This is a genomic window from Erysipelatoclostridium sp. DFI.2.3 (assembly GCF_019132535.1).
Taxonomy (GTDB): Bacteria; Bacillota_I; Bacilli_A; order Erysipelotrichales; family Erysipelotrichaceae; genus Clostridium_AQ; species Clostridium_AQ innocuum.
The window spans coordinates 167,483-185,495 of the sequence record NZ_JAHOOJ010000004.1 but is presented as its reverse complement, the minus strand read 5'-3'; the positions used below and the strand labels follow the sequence as shown (position 1 = coordinate 185,495).

At 43.2% G+C, this 18,013-nt stretch carries 23 protein-coding genes; 1 reads left to right on the top strand and 22 read right to left on the bottom strand.

The window, feature by feature from the left end; translation table 11 throughout:
- Positions 1–21: 21 nt before the first annotated feature.
- The 16 genes from KSZ58_RS06115 to KSZ58_RS06040 all read right to left on the bottom strand — a co-directional run bounded on the left by KSZ58_RS06115 (position 22) and on the right by KSZ58_RS06040 (position 12,207).
- Positions 22–1,656: a PTS system mannose/fructose/sorbose family transporter subunit IID gene (locus KSZ58_RS06115; RefSeq protein WP_008819448.1), complete on the bottom strand. Its 1,635-nt coding sequence runs from the start codon at positions 1,654–1,656 to the stop codon at positions 22–24.
- Positions 1,657–1,701: 45 nt separating this feature from the next.
- Positions 1,702–2,097, bottom strand: a complete 396-nt coding sequence (locus KSZ58_RS06110; protein ID WP_008819449.1) for a PTS sugar transporter subunit IIA — start codon at positions 2,095–2,097, stop codon at positions 1,702–1,704.
- 236 nt (positions 2,098–2,333) lie between these two features.
- Positions 2,334–3,104, bottom strand: a complete 771-nt coding sequence (locus tag KSZ58_RS06105; protein ID WP_009587471.1) for a DeoR/GlpR family DNA-binding transcription regulator — start codon at positions 3,102–3,104, stop codon at positions 2,334–2,336.
- 175 nt (positions 3,105–3,279) lie between these two features.
- A complete protein-coding gene (asnA, locus tag KSZ58_RS06100; RefSeq protein WP_008819451.1) occupies positions 3,280–4,296 on the bottom strand; it encodes an aspartate--ammonia ligase in 1,017 nt (338 codons plus the stop codon).
- A gap of 289 nt (positions 4,297–4,585) precedes the next feature.
- Positions 4,586–5,083, bottom strand: a complete 498-nt coding sequence (locus tag KSZ58_RS06095) for a GNAT family N-acetyltransferase (RefSeq protein WP_002608593.1) — start codon at positions 5,081–5,083, stop codon at positions 4,586–4,588.
- Between the two features lie 462 nt (positions 5,084–5,545).
- Complete coding sequence (locus tag KSZ58_RS06090; RefSeq protein WP_008819452.1) at positions 5,546–5,803, bottom strand: hypothetical protein; 258 nt, start codon at positions 5,801–5,803, stop codon at positions 5,546–5,548.
- Between the two features lie 58 nt (positions 5,804–5,861).
- Positions 5,862–6,077, bottom strand: coding sequence for a PF20097 family protein (locus KSZ58_RS06085; protein WP_008819453.1), 216 nt, complete (start codon positions 6,075–6,077; stop codon positions 5,862–5,864).
- 80 nt (positions 6,078–6,157) lie between these two features.
- Positions 6,158–6,538 (bottom strand): hypothetical protein, encoded by a 381-nt coding sequence (locus KSZ58_RS06080; protein ID WP_224727324.1) that lies wholly within the window; start codon positions 6,536–6,538, stop codon positions 6,158–6,160.
- A gap of 25 nt (positions 6,539–6,563) precedes the next feature.
- Positions 6,564–6,974 carry a DUF3788 family protein gene (locus tag KSZ58_RS06075; RefSeq protein ID WP_008819455.1) on the bottom strand — a complete coding sequence of 137 codons (411 nt, stop codon included), beginning with the start codon at positions 6,972–6,974 and terminating at the stop codon, positions 6,564–6,566.
- 140 nt (positions 6,975–7,114) lie between these two features.
- A complete protein-coding gene (locus KSZ58_RS06070; protein ID WP_002608587.1) occupies positions 7,115–7,423 on the bottom strand; it encodes a (Fe-S)-binding protein in 309 nt (102 codons plus the stop codon).
- A gap of 14 nt (positions 7,424–7,437) precedes the next feature.
- The gene (locus KSZ58_RS06065; protein WP_009272898.1) at positions 7,438–7,608 is read right to left on the bottom strand and encodes a hypothetical protein; all 171 of its coding nucleotides are present in this window, start codon (positions 7,606–7,608) and stop codon (positions 7,438–7,440) included.
- Position 7,609: 1 nt separating this feature from the next.
- Complete coding sequence (locus tag KSZ58_RS06060) at positions 7,610–8,191, bottom strand: electron transport complex protein RnfA (protein ID WP_002608586.1); 582 nt, start codon at positions 8,189–8,191, stop codon at positions 7,610–7,612.
- Between the two features lie 3 nt (positions 8,192–8,194).
- Entirely contained in the window at positions 8,195–8,854 is a 660-nt protein-coding gene (gene rsxE / locus KSZ58_RS06055) for an electron transport complex subunit RsxE (RefSeq protein ID WP_002608585.1), read from the bottom strand.
- Between the two features lie 14 nt (positions 8,855–8,868).
- Positions 8,869–9,387: an FMN-binding protein gene (locus KSZ58_RS06050; protein ID WP_002608584.1), complete on the bottom strand. Its 519-nt coding sequence runs from the start codon at positions 9,385–9,387 to the stop codon at positions 8,869–8,871.
- An 11-nt stretch (positions 9,388–9,398) separates the two neighbouring features.
- Positions 9,399–10,901, bottom strand: coding sequence for an RnfABCDGE type electron transport complex subunit D (locus tag KSZ58_RS06045; protein WP_008819456.1), 1,503 nt, complete (start codon positions 10,899–10,901; stop codon positions 9,399–9,401).
- 13 nt (positions 10,902–10,914) lie between these two features.
- On the bottom strand, positions 10,915–12,207 hold the full coding sequence (locus KSZ58_RS06040) for an RnfABCDGE type electron transport complex subunit C (protein WP_002608582.1): 1,293 nt from the start codon (positions 12,205–12,207) through the stop codon (positions 10,915–10,917).
- A 307-nt stretch (positions 12,208–12,514) separates the two neighbouring features.
- On the opposite strand from KSZ58_RS06040, the gene KSZ58_RS06035 reads away from it, so the two are divergent.
- Positions 12,515–13,627 (top strand): FAD:protein FMN transferase, encoded by a 1,113-nt coding sequence (locus KSZ58_RS06035; RefSeq protein WP_156344268.1) that lies wholly within the window; start codon positions 12,515–12,517, stop codon positions 13,625–13,627.
- A 335-nt stretch (positions 13,628–13,962) separates the two neighbouring features.
- Here the strand turns inward: KSZ58_RS06035 and KSZ58_RS22625 are convergent, their stop codons facing one another.
- The 6 genes from KSZ58_RS22625 to KSZ58_RS06010 form a co-directional block, all read right to left on the bottom strand.
- Positions 13,963–14,307 carry a hypothetical protein gene (locus KSZ58_RS22625; protein ID WP_009269333.1) on the bottom strand — a complete coding sequence of 115 codons (345 nt, stop codon included), beginning with the start codon at positions 14,305–14,307 and terminating at the stop codon, positions 13,963–13,965.
- 132 nt (positions 14,308–14,439) lie between these two features.
- Complete coding sequence (locus tag KSZ58_RS22620) at positions 14,440–14,664, bottom strand: hypothetical protein (RefSeq protein WP_157813419.1); 225 nt, start codon at positions 14,662–14,664, stop codon at positions 14,440–14,442.
- Position 14,665: 1 nt separating this feature from the next.
- On the bottom strand, positions 14,666–15,427 hold the full coding sequence (locus tag KSZ58_RS06025) for a hypothetical protein (RefSeq protein ID WP_009269334.1): 762 nt from the start codon (positions 15,425–15,427) through the stop codon (positions 14,666–14,668).
- 113 nt (positions 15,428–15,540) lie between these two features.
- Positions 15,541–15,720, bottom strand: coding sequence for a hypothetical protein (locus KSZ58_RS06020; protein WP_008819460.1), 180 nt, complete (start codon positions 15,718–15,720; stop codon positions 15,541–15,543).
- A 262-nt stretch (positions 15,721–15,982) separates the two neighbouring features.
- The gene (locus KSZ58_RS06015) at positions 15,983–16,477 is read right to left on the bottom strand and encodes a hypothetical protein (RefSeq protein ID WP_009269335.1); all 495 of its coding nucleotides are present in this window, start codon (positions 16,475–16,477) and stop codon (positions 15,983–15,985) included.
- Positions 16,478–16,640: 163 nt separating this feature from the next.
- Complete coding sequence (locus KSZ58_RS06010; protein ID WP_002608577.1) at positions 16,641–17,708, bottom strand: branched-chain amino acid aminotransferase; 1,068 nt, start codon at positions 17,706–17,708, stop codon at positions 16,641–16,643.
- Positions 17,709–18,013: the final 305 nt, after the last annotated feature.

Sequence of the window (18,013 nt, the reverse complement as noted above, 5' to 3'; positions counted from 1 at the left end):
TTCTGCTTCCTCCTTTTTGAATTACACACCCAGAATACCCAGACCTCCAAGTGCGATGGCAATTACCAGCAGTACCAGCGTAACCTTTAACACGGTGCCGCCTTTCTTCAGATAAGCGTAAACACCAAAGACTGCAAGAAGTGAGAGTATACCCGGGGCAATCGGATTAAACAGCAGCTCCTGAATACTGATCATATCCTTTGCCCCGTATGGAATTTCATAGATAACAGCTACATTGACGTTTTGTGCTGCCATAGTACCCATCACAAACAATCCGACAATAGAGAAGAAGGTTACGATTTTCTGCACTGCATTATTTTGCAGTATATTCATTGCTGAATCGGTTCCCAGCTTATAGCCCATGTTGAACATGAATTTACCTTCCGATACGAGAATGACATAGAGTAGAATATCATCTACAATGGGTGCCCACAGCATCCCCTGCTGCGCAAAGCCCATAAAGAAGGTGGAGATAAGTGGCTTCAATGTCGCATAATTCAGGGTATCACCAACACCGGCAAAAGGCCCCATCATGCCGTTTTTAACACTGTTGATCAGATCTTCGGAAATCAGCTGATCTTCAGGCACCTGATCCCGCTTTTGTATCGCTCTTTGCTCTTCCAGTGATGTAATAATACCGGGAATGATACCACCAATCATATTTTCTGTGATAAAGAACTGCATATGTCGTTTCAATCCTTTGATTTGTTCTTCCTTGTCATCCGGATACAGCTCTTCCAATGCCGGTGCCATGGTTAAACACATCCCCATTGCCTGTAAACGCTCAACATTATCCACATGGCAGACATGCAGGCGCCAGTTGAACCAAACCTTTTTCAAGGTTTTCCTGCTAAGAATATGTGTTGCCTTGGATTCCGCATTTTTGAGATTGAGTAAATCCGCAAACAGGCTTCCATTGTCTGTTTCCTTTTTTGTAAAAATCGTATAGAGCCAGGCAATAAAAATACCAAGCAGACAGCCCGGTACCGCTCCCAGACCGGAATATTGAGCAAAGAAGAAGCCTGCGATAAAGAACGGTATTAGCTGTCCCTTTCCGATGACCAGAATGACCATGGCAAATCCGAGTGCAGGCAGCAGTCCGCCTGCCAGAGAGAACATGTTGTTTGCCCAATCCGGAAGGCCGTTCATCAGAACACCCAGACTGTTTACGCCGTATTTCAATACGATGGTCATCGGCACCAGGAAAATCACCGCACGAATGAGTGGTCCGTAAAGCAGTGAGGTACGGGTAAGCTCTTTTACATTTCCGGTTTCCACTGCTTTATCCGCATGATGTACCGTCCAAACCATAGCCAAACGCTTTACTGTGTGCAGCTGCGCCATGATCAGTGCAGCTGCCGAAGAAATCACCAGACCCTGATCCAGCGATATGCCTGCCGTTATGACCATGGCCGTCGTCACAATACCGGCCGCTTCTTTGTCCACCGGCATAGCGCCTCCAACGGCAGTGAGTGCCAGATACAGCGGCTGAATAGTTCCACCAACAATACAGCCCTTTACCGGATCCCCCAAAATAACACCGGTAAGCAGTGAGATAAGCATTAAATCACAGAAGCAGTAGGTGAACGGTACAAAGATTTCACCTGCTGCCAGCCAATACAGCATCGCAAGTAAGATTGCTTGTAATAATGTCATTTTTTCCTCTCCTTTTTTCTAATGTATGCATACGTCTTCCATCCCTTATGCAGGCAAAATCACATTCTGAATACCTCCTTTCCCTATTTCTACCATGTGCTCTGCCGCTTCTTCCAAAGACATATCATCGAATTGAAATAATACTTCTAAGACCATTCCCAGATTCAAGCCGGTTACCAGACGGTAGCGGCAATGCTGAAATGCCATAAGCAGACTGTTGCAGGGACTTGCTCCGAATAAATCCGCCAACAGCAAATATTCACCATCTCGATCCTCATCGATCAGCTCCTCTGCCTTTTTGATAAATGCCTGCGGATCCATATTCTCCTTCATTCCGATGGCATGAATACAGGACGTCTGTTCTGTTCCGGCTATCATCCGAACAGTTTCTAAAAAGGCCTCTGCCAGATTCCCATGCGCTCCAATAACGATATGTTTCATTTTGACTCCTCCTTTTTGTTTCAAAAGTTTTTAATTAAATCTGTTTTTATGAAATCGTTTCCATTTACAATTACATTGTATATTTTACAGTATATTAGTCAATAGATTTCTTTTTAATTCTGAAATCAAATCTTTTTACTATTGATTCAAAATTTATATCACTTCCGAATTGTTTTGTTTCAAAAATTTACAAGCACATAAAAAAAAGACATATCATCAGACATGCCCGTATTTCTTTATTCAGTATCAAAACGGTTAACTTCTATGATCTTACCAATCTTTAACTTATGATTAAGATCACGATCAATCTTATCTGTAACCAGAGCATCGAAATCCTGAAACACGCCATATTGATAACGTGATGTTCGTTCAAACTTAACTGCCAGCGTAATCAAGATTTTACATTTACTTCTTCGCAATATGATTTCATTTAAAAACATTGCATCTTCTGTCTGTGTCCCGGGACCATCAAATCCAAGACAGCCATCCGTTCCAAAAATCGCAGCATCATAAGAAAACCGACTCGCCATATCGGATACAAACTGCCCCTCTGTACGATTTCCGCTTCGTGAATACTTCCCACCGAGAAAGACTACCTCATTTCTGCTTTCCTTTAATTCATTCATCATTTCAAAACAGTTCGTGATAATCAGTAAATTCTTGCGAAAGCTAAAGAGCTTCCCAAGCGGAAGTGCTGTAGAGCTGGGGTCAACGAAAACAACATCGTCATCGTGAATAAAGTTGATTACTTCCATACAGATTGCCTTTTTTATCTCAATTTTTTCCTGTGTTCGAACATCGATCGGTACATCGGTAAATGAATTACGTAAAACAGCACCGCCGTGCGTACGAAATAAAATGCCTTTTCTCTGTAAGAACTCCAAATCTTTACGAATGGTTTCCATTGTCACTCCAAAGCAGTCGGATAGTTCCTTAACACTTGCCTTCCCATGCGATAGTAAATAGTTTGATATTTCATCAAGCCTTTTTTCCAATCTCTTTTCCATACCCCAACTACGACAGACAACTGTATGCCCGTCATTCTCCTTTCGCAATCAAAATATTATATATTCCCTATCAAGAAATTCCCAATTTCTTATGTCTATATTCATTATACAATGTTTTTTTCATGTCGTGAAGACAGCATTCCTTGCAGAATAAAAAATAGGACACCTTCATGTCCTATAACAATACGATATTATGCTTTTCACATTCCTCCCGCATGGCATCGCTCCACTGGGAAACCTGTACTTCTCCGATATGTGCTTTGTTTAATAAAATCAAACAAATTCTGGACTGACCAATACCTCCGCCAATGGTTAACGGCAGCTCATCCTGCAACAGCATTTTGTGAAACGGCAGATTCTTACGCTCCTCACAGCCTGCTTTTTTCAACTGCTCTGCCAATGCTTTAGCATCCACGCGGATCCCCATACTGCTTATTTCCAGTACGGTATCCAGCACCGGATAATACAGAAGGATATCACCGTTTAATGCCCAGTCATCATAATCCGGGGCACGTCCGTCATGCTTTTCCCCGCTGTTCAGGGTATCTCCGATTTTCATCAGGAAGACAGTTCTATGCTGCTTTACAATCTCATACTCGCGCTCTTTTGGTGTCAGATCAGGAAAGCGGTCCTCCAGCTCCTGTGCAGTGATGAAATACACATCCTCCTGAATAAACGGCATGAGATTTTCATAAACGATATCCAGCTCCTTCTCCGTTTCCTTCAATGCCTTCATAATATTACGTACAGTCATTTTCAGAAACTCCATCGTCCGATTCTCCCGACTGATTATCTTTTCCCAGTCCCACTGATCGACATAGCAGGAATGCAGATTATCCAGCACCTCATCCCGTCGGATTGCATTCATATCGGTATAAATTCCTTTACCTACATTCAGATTGTACCGCTTCAAAGCCATACGCTTCCATTTCGCAAGAGAATGAACAATCTGATAGTCCTCACCCTCAATTTCCATGATATCAAACGCTACCGGACGCTCAGTACCGTTCAAATCATCATTCAATCCGCTGCTTTTGGAAACATACAGGGGTGCGGATATACGCATCAGATTCAAATGATGCGCCAGACGACGTTCAAACAGGTCCTTGACATATTTGATGGCGATTTCCGTGGATATGATATCCAGCTTGTTTTCATAATATTTTGGTATGATCAGATCTTCAACTGCCATAGCTTCACTCCTCTTTCATATACCTTCTTATTATACATGATTTTATTTCCAAAATATATCTTTTTTTGAAATATTTTTCAATATTCTTAACTAATTTACAATTCCTTTCATTTCAATATATACAGAAGGAAGCACACGATTCAATCAGCTTTTCGCATATCGGAGAGATACAAGAAAAGAGGATGTCACACGCTTGGAAATTCAAACGTTCTTTATCCTCTTGCCTACACTATTTCATCCGTTTACATTTTCTCATACACAGCCTGTAAAAGAATACAACACACATGTCCTACTTATACTTTTTAAACATGTACAGCTTTCCGAATTCCTCTCTTTGAAATCCATTTGCCTCCAGCACATGCATGGAAGCGGTGTTGCGTTTTTCAACCAGTGCATAAATGGAGAGCACCTGCAGCGTATCAAAGGCCTCCTCGCACAAAGCACGAACCGCCTGCTGCATGATTCCCTTATGCCAGTAATGTACACCCAGCCAATAGGACAGCTCCGCACTGCTGCTGGTCTTTTTTTCACATTCCAGAAAGCCGCAAACACTGCCGTCCAGCTCCACCGCACGAAATAAATACCGCTGCGGATCTGCATGCTGATAAAAATGAATCGTTGATACGGCATTAAGAAAGGTATCCGGATACAGGAATTTCCAGACTCTTTTTTTTAAATAATACGGATGCATGGACAAGCTGTGCAGCTCCATCGCATCCTCTACATCCCAGGGACGTACCATAACTGTCATATTCATCACCATGATATAGTATGCACCTTTCTGCATGGTGTAAACTCTATTACCTGTTGTTATATGACATTGAGCTTCATTTTGATACAGTATGTAGATATCTCCAACCACAAAACCGATACCGATTCCGGTATATGCCTTCAGTGTTTCCGTATATCAGCCGCAGGATAGATATGCTTAAAGCCTTATAATCATTTCCGTAAGGACCTGTTTTCAGCCGGACAATGCCTCACGTGTTACAAAAATCTCCTTACTAGTCATCATCCTGTGGATCAAAGCCTCCTGTACCTGCGAATTCGATTGATTAGATTTTTTCTTCTTGTTCACATAAATTGAAATTCACTGCAGCGCTATCGTCAGGTAATGGCATGTCCAATACAAAATCCAGCCATTCCTGAAAGCTTTCCATGCCGTCATCACCTCTTTAACATTCGTATAGTATCCTATCTGTCTTCATTATGACTAGACATGGAAAAAGAGTAATGTTTTCATATCGTGCTAAAACGGCATCTTATCCTTATTCTTCCATCGGCTGAAATCCAGAGAAAGCTCATAAATTTTACGGATAATGATATAGGTACATGTTACCATTACGGAACATAAAAATGCAAGGCAGATCTGAATTCTATACATATCAAAACTCACTCCTGTCAGACCAAGCATAAGCAGTAATAAATCGGCAAATATACCTGCAAGGATTGCAAATGCCAGAAAGGATGCAATTGCCGTTAACAGCACTTTTTTTAAGGATAACATTTCTCACACTCCTCTCTATAAACGTAACTGACTACATTGTAATTCACTTATTTTTGTATTATAATCTTTCTTCGCCATTCATAATAACCCGGTGACAGACTGTGCAGTAATATGCAGCTATAGCAGCGGGATACAAGGTTTGCTCTGCCAGCAGCACCTCCTGATCATTTGCAGGCTGCATCCTCACAAGGTGCTTTTTTTCAGAGAAAATACTATTGGAAGCGGCCTGTACAAACCCTGCTTTCATTTCCTTACCGCAATATGGACGAAGCATTTTCATTCCTCCTATTTCGGCAGATGTGAAACTATAGAAGCTTGGCAGTCCTTCTGCCCAGTGGTGTATACGTTCGCTTTTTATTCCTCTATATCCAATGGAACAACTGGCTTCCATGGTTTGAATATGACCCAGCCCCCATCCATAGCCAGCTCTATCTCCTGATCCCCTATCTGATAGCTGATACCGATAGCGAAGTTGGATTGATTATCCTTTTTCGGTATTTCTGTCCGCCCTACCATGCTGTCGATTTCTCCATCCATCATACCGCAGCGCAGACTTTCATTATCGGTTTTCTTCGTATTGTAATACAGCTGTCCGTTTACCATAAGCAGCTGCTCACTGCTTTCCGCTTTCACTATTTTCCCCTGGACGGTCTCAGCCTCTGTATCCTTGCAGCCGCCAAGGATACAGATACTAAACAGAAGAACCATATATCCCCATGTTTTCAACTTTCTCACTCCTTACTTCCATACTACTGCATCTTTAGTCACAGCGAAGAAAGAGCAGTCGCTGAATATCTTCCATATGAGCTTCCTCACATACACGATAGTGTATCCAGCCGCCGTTGCCACAGGGATATCTGTTATCAACATATTCCTTTGCATAAGGCTGCAGCTGCTCATATACCGATGCAAATTGTGTATCCGATAACCGCAGCATGACGGTAAAAGCACCCGCTTCCGGAAACACATTGCACATCAGCTTGTTACGCTTACGATGCGCAATTCCCCAGCCGTAATGGTTACCATAGGGAAAGGTAATGTCCTGATGCGTTGCAAATGTTTCCATGAGCCATGTATTCAAACCGGCAAACAGCTCCCCACATTCCTTGCAGTGCATACACATTTCGTTATACTGAGGCTGTTCCTGCTTATTCAACATTCTTTCATACATAAACCGATCCTCCTGCCATTCGATTGTTTTTTTCATTATAGCACACTTTCAACCATATGTAATTCTCTGTTCACCGTATTTTCCTTAAAATATGAAAGGAGCATCCTTCATTGCGAAAGAATACTCCTTGACTTCATTGATTAAGCTTTTACCTTAACACAGGTACCATCCGGTCCCGGTGTTGTGTTCAGATATTCAGCGATGGCTGCTTTCTGATCCGGTTTACAAGGCTTGCAGGTACCGACAACAGTGACTTCACCCTCTACCAGTGCCTCGGCAAGTCCGCTGCAGCCCGCATACCCGCAGCTGCCGCAGTTGTAGTTTGGCAGCATGCTGCTGACCTTTTCAATACGCTCATCGACTTCAACGCTTAAGAATCTATCCGCAATTCCCAGCCCAAGACCAAGAATTGCCCCCAGAACAAGCATCATAACGATTGCAGTTACCATGTGACGACCCCTTTCTATTCCTCATGTGCAGGGTTGTTGCAGCAGGAATGATCATGACAGCCCTTGCACTGTGCTTTCAAATCCTCACATCCCTTGGGAAGCGGTGTTTTGTGATTGAAGTAAAACACCAGCGCATAAACTGCACCGAGTGCCCCCAGATACAGGACGGGAAGTAATGCCTTCATATTAAACCAGACCCATCAGTCCGCTGAAGGCAAGTGCCATGATTGCTGCAACGATCAGGGCAATCGGATTTCCTTTCCAGGAAAGCGGCGTATCACAGGCATCCAGACGCTCACGTATTGTAGAGAAGATGTACAGCACCATCGTGAAACCAACAGGAATCGCAATGGAATATGTCAGCATCTCCGCGAAGTTATAACCGCTGGTGATGTTATTCAGTGTCACATTCAATACGACACAGTTTGTCGTGATCAGCGGCAGGTAGACACCAAGTGCCTTATACAGGGAAGGACTCAGCTTCTTAATGATCATTTCGACCAGCTGAACCAGTGCGGCAATGACCAGAATGAACGTGATCAAATCCATATACTGAAGTCCCAGCGGATCCAGTACCATATAATACAAACCATAGGTAACTAATGATGCAGCTACGATTACAAAGGTAACGGCAGCACCCATACCGATGGCAGAGCTGCTCTTCTTGGATACCCCCATAAACGGGCACATACCAAGGAACTGATTCAGGACGACGTTGTTAATGAAGACAAACGTAATCAGCATCACAAATAAATTGCTCCAGTTCATCGTTTATTTCGCCTCCTTTTCCAGCTTCTTCGCCTTATTCTGCTGGTGAGACTTATAGGCAGCCAGTCCCGCAGCCAGACATGCAAACGTACAGAATGCACCAAACGGCTGAGAGAACATGGAGATTGCAAAGTCTTCCGGAATAATACGGATTGAGAAAATATTCTGTGCAGCATCGAACGGATTGTCAAAGGACAGGATTCCCGTTGCGATAATCTGACGGATTGCGGACATCAGGATGATGGATACGGTGTACCCAAGTCCCATGCCAAGTCCGTCAAGTGCAGAATCAAACACACCGTTTTTGCTGGCAAAGGCTTCCGCACGGCCCAGAATAATACAGTTTACAACAATCAGCGGGATGAAGACACCCAGCGCAGAATCCAGACTCGGCGCATATGCCTTAATCAGCATCTGGATGATTTTTACAAGTGTTGCAATGATAACGATATACACCGGAATACGGATTTCCGATGGTGTAATATTACGAATCAGGGAAATGATCACATTGGACATGATCAATACTACGATAACAGCAACTCCCATACCGATGGCATTGTTCAGCGTGGTCGTAATGGCCAGGGTGGAACAAAGTCCCAGATACAGGGAGAATACAGGATTTTCACGGATGAATCCTGCTGTAAAATTCTCTTTACGGTTCATTCTTCATCCACCTCCTACTTCAGATTCTCAGCCTGATATTTGGCTGCTTCACGGATTCCTTCAATAACCGGCTTACTGGAAACCGTTGCTCCGGTAATCGTATCATCCAGAATCTCTTCACCTGCTGCATCCTTTCCCTTTAAAGATTCACGAAACGGCTTCTCCGTTACCTTGGAGCCGAGCCCCTGTGTATCTCCATTGGAAATCGCAACATAGTCATACACGCTTCCATCCTTGTTCAGAGCCACCAAATAGCTGGTACCGTCCTTATATCCGGTTACCTTCATTTTGAAGATATAGCCCTTTCCTTCCACCTCGAATATTTTCTCAATGGTTTTGGAAGCATTGTCTTTCACCTTTACAAATGCATCATCACTCACATCCGGATAGATCTCCTTCAGTGTCTCCTTTTCCGCAGCCAGCTCATTGGCAGCGATGACAGGAGCCGTCATGTTATTGGCAAACGCCAGCGCTCCTCCGGCCAGGGCAGCAATCAGAGCTAAGAAGACAGTCAGATGTAGTATCTTTTTCATATTCTTACCTCCTAATATCCCAGAGCCTTACGTACCTCTTCAACGGCGCGTACCGTTGATTTGGAAGAGAACGTAGCTTCTGTTACCGCATCATTTTTTTCTACCTCGACATCCTTTTTCAAATCCTGTCCGATAAACTGATCCAGGAATGCAGGATTGTCAATTTTATCACCCTGATACGGTGTATCATTGATTTCCGTCGGTACAACCGTGACGATTTTATCATCCTTCACGGTGATATCGAACTTGTTATAGATGGTTGGATCCTCTGTGGATGCGTACCCCTGTGATTCCACATGATAGGTCACGGTGCCATCACTGTTTTCTGTCTTTCCACTCAGCTTGGCTTCAAATTTATTGACATCCTTGTCCGCAGTATTCAGCATAACAGCAGGAGCCGGCTCCTTTGCTTCAATAACGCTTCCGGCAAGCAGTACGCTTCCCATACCGACAACTGCAACAATACTGAAGATGATCGTCGCTTTTTTGCGCAGAGCCAGCTGTTTTCCTTCCAGCCCTTTTTCAATCATCGGTGTCAGCATATTCATCATCAGAATGGAATACAGACATCCCTCCGGCAGATTTGCCTTTACACGGATCAGCACGGTGATGATGGCAGCTCCAAGCGCAAAGATGCAGCGCCCCTGTGCACTCGTTGGAGAGGTCACCGGATCGGTCAGCATAAACACTGCCCCAAAGACAACACCACCGGTCAATACATGAACCAGCGGATACCAGATAAAGCCCGGAATGCCGTCATAGCTTCCTACACCGCGCAGCAGTGCGATACCGGCCGCCAGAACAAAGATGCTTCCCAGATACACAGCAGGAACTCTCCAGTCAATAACGCGGCGAATGGACAATACAACACCGACCAGTAGAATGATGATTGCGCTTGTTTCACCGATCGCACCCGGATACCAGCCGGTAAGCAGCTTTCCGATACCGCCGATTTCACTCATCATATCCTTGATCATTTCCGGATTTGTCACCAGCCAGTTAAACTCGCTCGCGATAACGGTTGTCGGTGTTGCTGAGGTGATGACATCCGTCGTTGCCCCCATGAAGGTCGCAAAGACGATGGCTCTTCCCACAGCAGCCGGATTGAAGATATTGTTTCCAAAGCCTCCAAACAACAGCTTCGCAAAGAAGATAGCGAAGAAGGTGGAGACTCCCAGCGCATAGGGGCGGATACTGATGGGACACATCAGCGTTAAGATGATCGCTGTGATCCATCCAAAGGAGCCTCCCATAAACTTCCTGATATACGGCAGATCAAATTTCTGATCCTTCTTCATAAAGAATGCCCAGGCAAGCTCAGTCACAAATGCGACAAGCAGGGATACCGCAAGCAGCTTGATTGCCTGCAGCATATGATCAAAGCTATATGCCTGATTATAATAAATTAGTGAAAATGCAAACACCACAAGTAACCCGATCATCAGCTCCAGCATAATCTGCTGTGTGCTCTGCTTCTGACGTAAGTTCGGTGATGCATGGAATGTAAATTTCATAAAATACCCTCCCTTACTTCTTAGCCAGCATCAGCTGACGCTTTGCACGGCGAACATTCTCCGTCACATCCAGACGGGACGGACAGATGTATGTACAAAGACCGCACTCGATGCAATCCATGGCACATAGCTTTTCCATGGCTTTCTTATCGTTTGTTTTTACCGCCTGTGCAATACGCACCGGCTGCAGTCCTGCAGGACAGTGGTCGGAGCATTTCCCGCAGCGCAGACAGGCAATGCTGTCAAACGGCTTGTTTTCCAGAATGGTCAATGCATTCATATTGCGGTCGATCACGAATTTGTCGTTGACAATCGTTTTCCCCATCATCGGACCTCCGGCAATCAGCCTTACGTCCTCACAGGTATAGCCGCCGCATGCCGCTACGATTTCAGATACCGGTACACCGACCGGAACCTGTACGTTGACCGGCTTCTTTATCGCATTTCCGGATACGGTCAGCGTCTTGGATACGATTGGCGTTCCTGTTAGCAGTGCATCGCCAAATGCAATCGCCGTTGTCGCATTATTGACAATGGCACCAACCTCACCCGGCAGCTTTTCATATTCCGCATGCATGATTTCACGCACCAAAACACGCTCCCAGCCCATCGGGTACACATCCGGCACAGCCGCTACGCTGAAGCCCTCCATGCCCTTGACTGCTTCTTCCACAAACTGAATCAGATCCGGATGCGTCTTCTTGATTGCGATTACTGCCTCCGGTGCCATCGCCATTTTCTTCATGGCTGCCACACCGGTAACAAATTCTTCCTTGTGCGCCTGAATCATCTTATAATCCGCAGTGATGAACGGTTCACATTCCACCGCATTGATGATCAGCTTCTTTACATCCTTTGCAAATTTGTACTTGATATATGCAGGGAAGCCTGCACCACCCAGACCGATGATTCCCGCATTCATCATGAAATCGATCAGCGCTGTACGATCCGCGCTCTTATAATCAAGCGGTTCAAACGAACGTACACGCTCATACAATCCATCGTTTTCAATAACAAGATGCTCCACCGGCTTCAGGGAAGAATGCATAAGCTTCTGCGTACCTGCCACAGTACCGGAAACACTTGCAAAAATAGGAACAACATTACGTTCATTGCACTGGGCAACTTTTGTACCAATGGAAACATGGTCACCTTCCTTAACCAGTATTTCCAGATTCACAGAAGGCCCGCAGATCAAAGGGATAAATACCTTGCTGCCGGCTTTCACTTCCATGATGTCTACATGGTCGCTGAGTTCCTTATGGCCCGGAATGTGCTGACGCATCGGTCCTTTAAACAATGACATCACAGTCACCTTACCTTTCTCTTACTTCTTCCATATCATATGTGAATGTGCTGACACATTTTACATACCGGTTTTATTATAGCATTTTCATACCATGATAAAAAGCGGAAATTTAACATTTTCTTAAGGATTTTTCTGGTAGTTTCCCTCCGGTTTCCTTCGCTTTCCATACAGGTAAGGACTTTTGTAAAAATGTTAAATTGTTACTGAAAACGAATGCTTCGCTCTTGTAGGAAATGATAAAGTTTTCTTATGCATCCCGGTTTAAATTCGTGGAAATAATGGTATAATGTCAAACGGTGATAACATGAAAAAAATACTAAGCATTCTGCTGGGTGCGCTGCTGCTGAGCGGCTGCAGTGAAAAGGCACTCCATAAATATTCCATGACGGCAACGGATATCGGCTTTGATACCGTGGTGAGCTTTACCGCCTATACGGAGAATGAAGCTGCCTTCAACAGCTATAGTGCCGAGCTGAAAAAGCAGTTTCGCTATTACGACCGTCTGTTTGACAAATACAACAGCTACGACGGTGTGAATAACATCAAAACCATCAATGACAATGCCGGCAGGCAGCCGGTCAAGGTCGAGCCTGTCATCCTGGATCTTTTAAAGCTGGCAAAAGCCTACGATACGATCAGCAATCATCAGTTTGATATCACGATGGGCAGTGTTTTAAACATATGGCATGATTACCGTGAGGCGGGAACGCTGGCAAACCAGAAGAATAAGGAAAGCAGTATCCCCTCCATGAAGGAGCTGCAGACAGCCGCAAAGCACAGCGGCTGGAAGCATGTACAGATCGACGAAAAAAACAGCACGGTATATATCGACGATCGTGATGTATCTCTGGATGTCGGCGGTGTTGCCAAGGGATATGCAGTGGAACTGATTGCCGATCAGCTGCAAAAGGACGGTCTGCAGCATGCCATTATCAACGGCGGTGGTAATATCCGTCTGATTGGCGATAAACCGGATAACGAAGCCTGGTCCGTCGGCATCCAGATTCCAAATCTGAAAGCACAGTCCACCGATTCTTTAATCTCTGTAAAATCCAAGGGCGACACATCCTTTGTGACCAGCGGTGATTACCAGCGCTATTATACGTATAAGGGTAAGATCATGCATCATATCATTGACCCTGATACATTGATGCCGGCTCGGCACAGCCGTTCTGTTACGGTAATCACAGACAACAGCGGCATAGCGGACATCCTTTCCACAACGCTGTATACGATGAGCCATGAGGAAGGCGTAAAGCTGATCAACCGCCTGCAGAAGGAAGAAAACATTCAGGTCAATGCCATCTGGGTGTACGATGATATCCAGAAACCGGAGAATGGTACGGATGCCATCAGTGTTAAGGGATATCAAATTGTCTTTAGCGACGGTTTAAAGGATAAAATCAAGGAGAGCTGATGGACCGTTACCTGTAGGATTGGTAAAAGTCAAAAAAATCACCCTGTTCCAGTGATTTGAACTGCATGGAGAAAGCAGTCTCGTTTATCCAATACTGATTTTCTGCATTCTACATTGAATTGCTCTTTATGATTAGAGTCTGTTGATTTTATTGATTTCGAAGCATTCATAAAATGCCATAAAAAGCAGAAACTTTTTAAATAAAAGGTATAAACATTTTACATAGTATTGTTTCTTATGACATATGGTATATAGATAAGCTTAGGTGAAAATTGCTATTGCTTTCTATCATAATGTTAATTTACTAAAAAACTCACGATAGAGCCGTGAGTTTTTTAGTAAATTCTTTGATTATTCAATTCCCTATATGCTATACATTCATAAAGTTCAATAAATCCATTCGGATGTTGTAAAAGCATAAACCGATTTTGGTTCTTTCCAATATACATTTTTGTATTTCTCTTAATGTGAACCCCTGTATAGTTTCTGCTAGCATATACAGCAATCTCTTCTTTCATCTTACCAACATACTGAAATGAATCTGGAATCGCTTCAAAGATATCTGGTTCAGTTACTGTTGCTGGTAAATAACGCATACCATTATAAATAAAATGTGGTGGATACGAGGCATCCTCAGAATTATTGCTGTCAAATACATTCATCTCTTCGCCAAGTTCCATCTTGTCTGTATAGATAAAATGTAGTATTTTATTATCATGTTTAACGAATAATGAGTTGTCATTTTTTATTACTTTGTCCCCTATATATTTCTTAGCAGATTTTGTTACATTTAGGTTACTTGTTGGAAATTCTTATCGTGATACACTTTCTTTTATTACACCCAATTCTTGTCCATTTATTTCTTCTTGAGTGTCTACATCACTTTTCCAATAAATCTTGTCTTGATAGAAAATGCCTTCAGGCAACACAAATGGCAAAGTTGCATCCGAATAAACAACCGGAGGTGATTCCTGAGGTGTAGAACACCCAGTGAATGTAATCATGAAAGCGAAAGTCAATAAATATTTTAATTTCATTTTAAAAATACATGCCATAACCACGTGTTTTCATGGTTGTTCCACCCGCAGATTTATAAGTTACTGCATCTACAGACCATTCAGAGTACGAATACCAAGGGTTCCATACCCTTCTTCTGCTTCCCTCTATACCATGAATAAGTAAAGCATGATTACCTCCTCCTGATACATCCATAGACCAATGTACCGGATTGCCCCCCCTTAAATAACCATGAAGAGAAGAATTCATAATAGAGCCTGAGTACCTTCCATCATATGTAACACCCTTTGTTTTACGATACTTCTTCGCATTGTCAACTGATAAGGCTGTCTGTGTGCCGAAATTAAAATAATTAGTTATTGTTGAGGCTCGCACATTCTTATCCTTATAGCGCAAGGCTGTAGCAGTAACATAAGCAAAATACCAGTTTGTACTTCCCTGCGTTTCAAGAATATTTATATTTAGCATATAATTATAACTTGTAGCTCTAGTTTGTGGTTTGACGAAAAAGCTGGTTTTGTCTGAAATATCAACTGGCTTGAAAGCAGAAGCACTTCTAAATTCTGCTTTTGTTCGAAATGCTTCTACACTTCCAGTTTTACTGTTTACAATCGTTGTTCCATTATCACTTATAAATAACTCCTGGTTATTTTGTGGGTCTAAAGATATAATAGGAGCATCTTCAGGGGTATTTCCAGCATATTTAGTTAAATCATCTACAAAATTTTCACTAAAAATACCTGTATAATTTCCTGTTCCATCATCGAAAAATTCTATAAACATAAGTTAACTTATTATCAATATAAATAGGATAATAATAAGTTGGGATGCTATCATTGCTCGTCTCCTGAACATAAATACCCTGTCCCATAGTTATATTCTCATTTAAGATTGGCTTAATTTGTGTTTTCAGCAATCAAAAAATCATAAACTGTTTCCTTTGCATATGTATCAGCAACTTCTGATTTAATAGTTTTGTAATACAACATGTCGTTTTCTTCAGCTTTTGCCCCTGTAAAACTATTCATTGAGAATGCTAATAATGAACAGAATACAACTGATAGAATTTTTTTCATATTTTCCCTCCATCAAGATAATATATCATTAACATTATAATTTTTCTTTCACCTCCACCGAATTATGAGTATCGAATATATCTTATCAAATAGATTATTATATTTAATATACCTATTTGTCAATGCAAATAACAATATTGTATGTGTTTACATTAAATACCACATAAGTATAGTGCTTTTGTGATTTTTCACATGTGGCCTGTAATACAATTGAATTACAGGAAAATAAAAGGTTAAGTCTCAATGTCATTAAGTTAAAGAATCAATCTGCGGCTGTTTTATGCATCCACTGCACAAGGAGTGTCGCGATAAACAAGGCACTTGCCCACAGCAAAACAAAACCCAGATGCTCCACAGCCTGTGCTGTCAGCCCTGCCTCCAGTGATTCACTCAGCTGTAAAACAGCCTTGGTCATCAGCATGGATGCAATGGTATCCAGAATTCCTCCTTCATGAGCCACCTCATAAAAGCCACCCGAGATAATGGATGCCAAAACAGCAAGTGCACTTCCCAGCATATTGGCTGTAACCTTCTGTGCAAACAGCATATTCAAAAACAGGGCGAAGGCTGTCGCAAACAAAGCTAAAACAAACAGCAGACCGGCATAAACCGGCAGGGAAAAGCCGATTTGAGCACCAAACAGCCGGCACACGGCAAGCGTCATAAAGGCCGACAGAATCACAGACAGCATGGTAAATGCAATCATACCACCCAGATAAGAGAAAAAGGATACCAGAGACTGCAGTATCCGCTTCATACGCCACAGCTACTTATCCTCACCATACTGCATCATATAGACCAGTGACTGCATGTATACGTAATACTTCCTTCTAAACTCCTCCTCATCCATCCTTGAACATCCCTATTGTATAAGAAGGCGCAAAAAAAGGAATCAACCGTTGGGATGATTCCTGGTATGATTATTTTACTTCCCGTGTCCAGCCATAGGTATCCGCAACATCGCCCCACTGGATACCGGTCAGTGTATCGTACAGCTTCTGTGTCAGCTCTCCGGTCTTGAAATCATTGATCACCGTGATTTCCCCTTTGAAATTCAGCTCTCCGACAGGAGAAATAACCGCTGCAGTTCCGGTACCAAACGCTTCCTCCAGACGGCCCTCCTTACCAGCCTGCATCAGCTCATCAATAGCGAGATGGCGTTCCTCCACCTCATAGCCCCAGGAGGTTAACAGCTGCAGAATGGAATCTCTGGTAACACCCGGCAATACTGTTCCATCACAGGGTGCCGTAACGATTTTATTATCAATTTTGAACATGACGTTCATCGTTCCGACTTCCTCGACATACTTTCGCTCCACACCATCCAGCCAGAGCACCTGGGTATACCCCAGCTTTTCCGCCTTGACCTGCGCAGCAATGCTGGCCGCATAGTTGCCGCCGCACTTTGTAAATCCGGTGCCTCCCTTGGTAGCCCGCACATATTCATCCTCTACATAGATTTTCACAGGATTTACACCCTCCGGATAATACGCTCCAACCGGAGAAAGCAGAATCATGAATTTGTAGGCATTGCTTGGATGTACCCCAACCGCAGCTTCCGTCGCAAACATAAACGGGCGGATATAAAGTGAGGTACCCTCGGCAGTCGGAATCCAGTCCTTTTCATAATTTACAACCGCAGCTACCGCCTCTACAAACATCTCCTCATCCATTTCCGGCATACACAGACGACGGTTGGAATTGGCGAAGCGGCGCGCATTCATTTCCGGGCGAAACAGCAGCACCCGGCCATCCTTTGTCTTATAGGCCTTCAGCCCCTCAAAGGTTTCCTGTGCATAATGCAGAACCAGACTTGCAGGATCCATGCAGATCGGCGCATACGGCTCGATCTTGGCATTGCACCAGCCCTGCTCTGCTGTCCAATCCATGGTAAACATATGGTCGGTAAAGATTTTACCAAAGCCCAGATCACTGCTCCAGTCCGGTTTTTCTTTTTTCTGTGATGCTTCTATAATTTCGATATTCATATACGAATCCTCCCTAATCACAACTTCTATGTTTCATAGGTTACACCCTTTTTGCAATTTCGTCAACCACATTCTTTCATATTTTTACATTCTCTCTCATTTTTATTTCAAAAGACTGTGCATTTCTCTATTACCGTACCATATTATGATGCTCCCCTTCCAATCAACCCATGCATAGTAATAGCAATAAGTAAAAATGTAACAGATGTAAATCAGCAAAGAGTATTTCATCTCCTTACATTCAAATGTTGACAATCCGTAATCCGCAGTGAGACACAGAATAGTTTCATAACCAAAGGCGAATG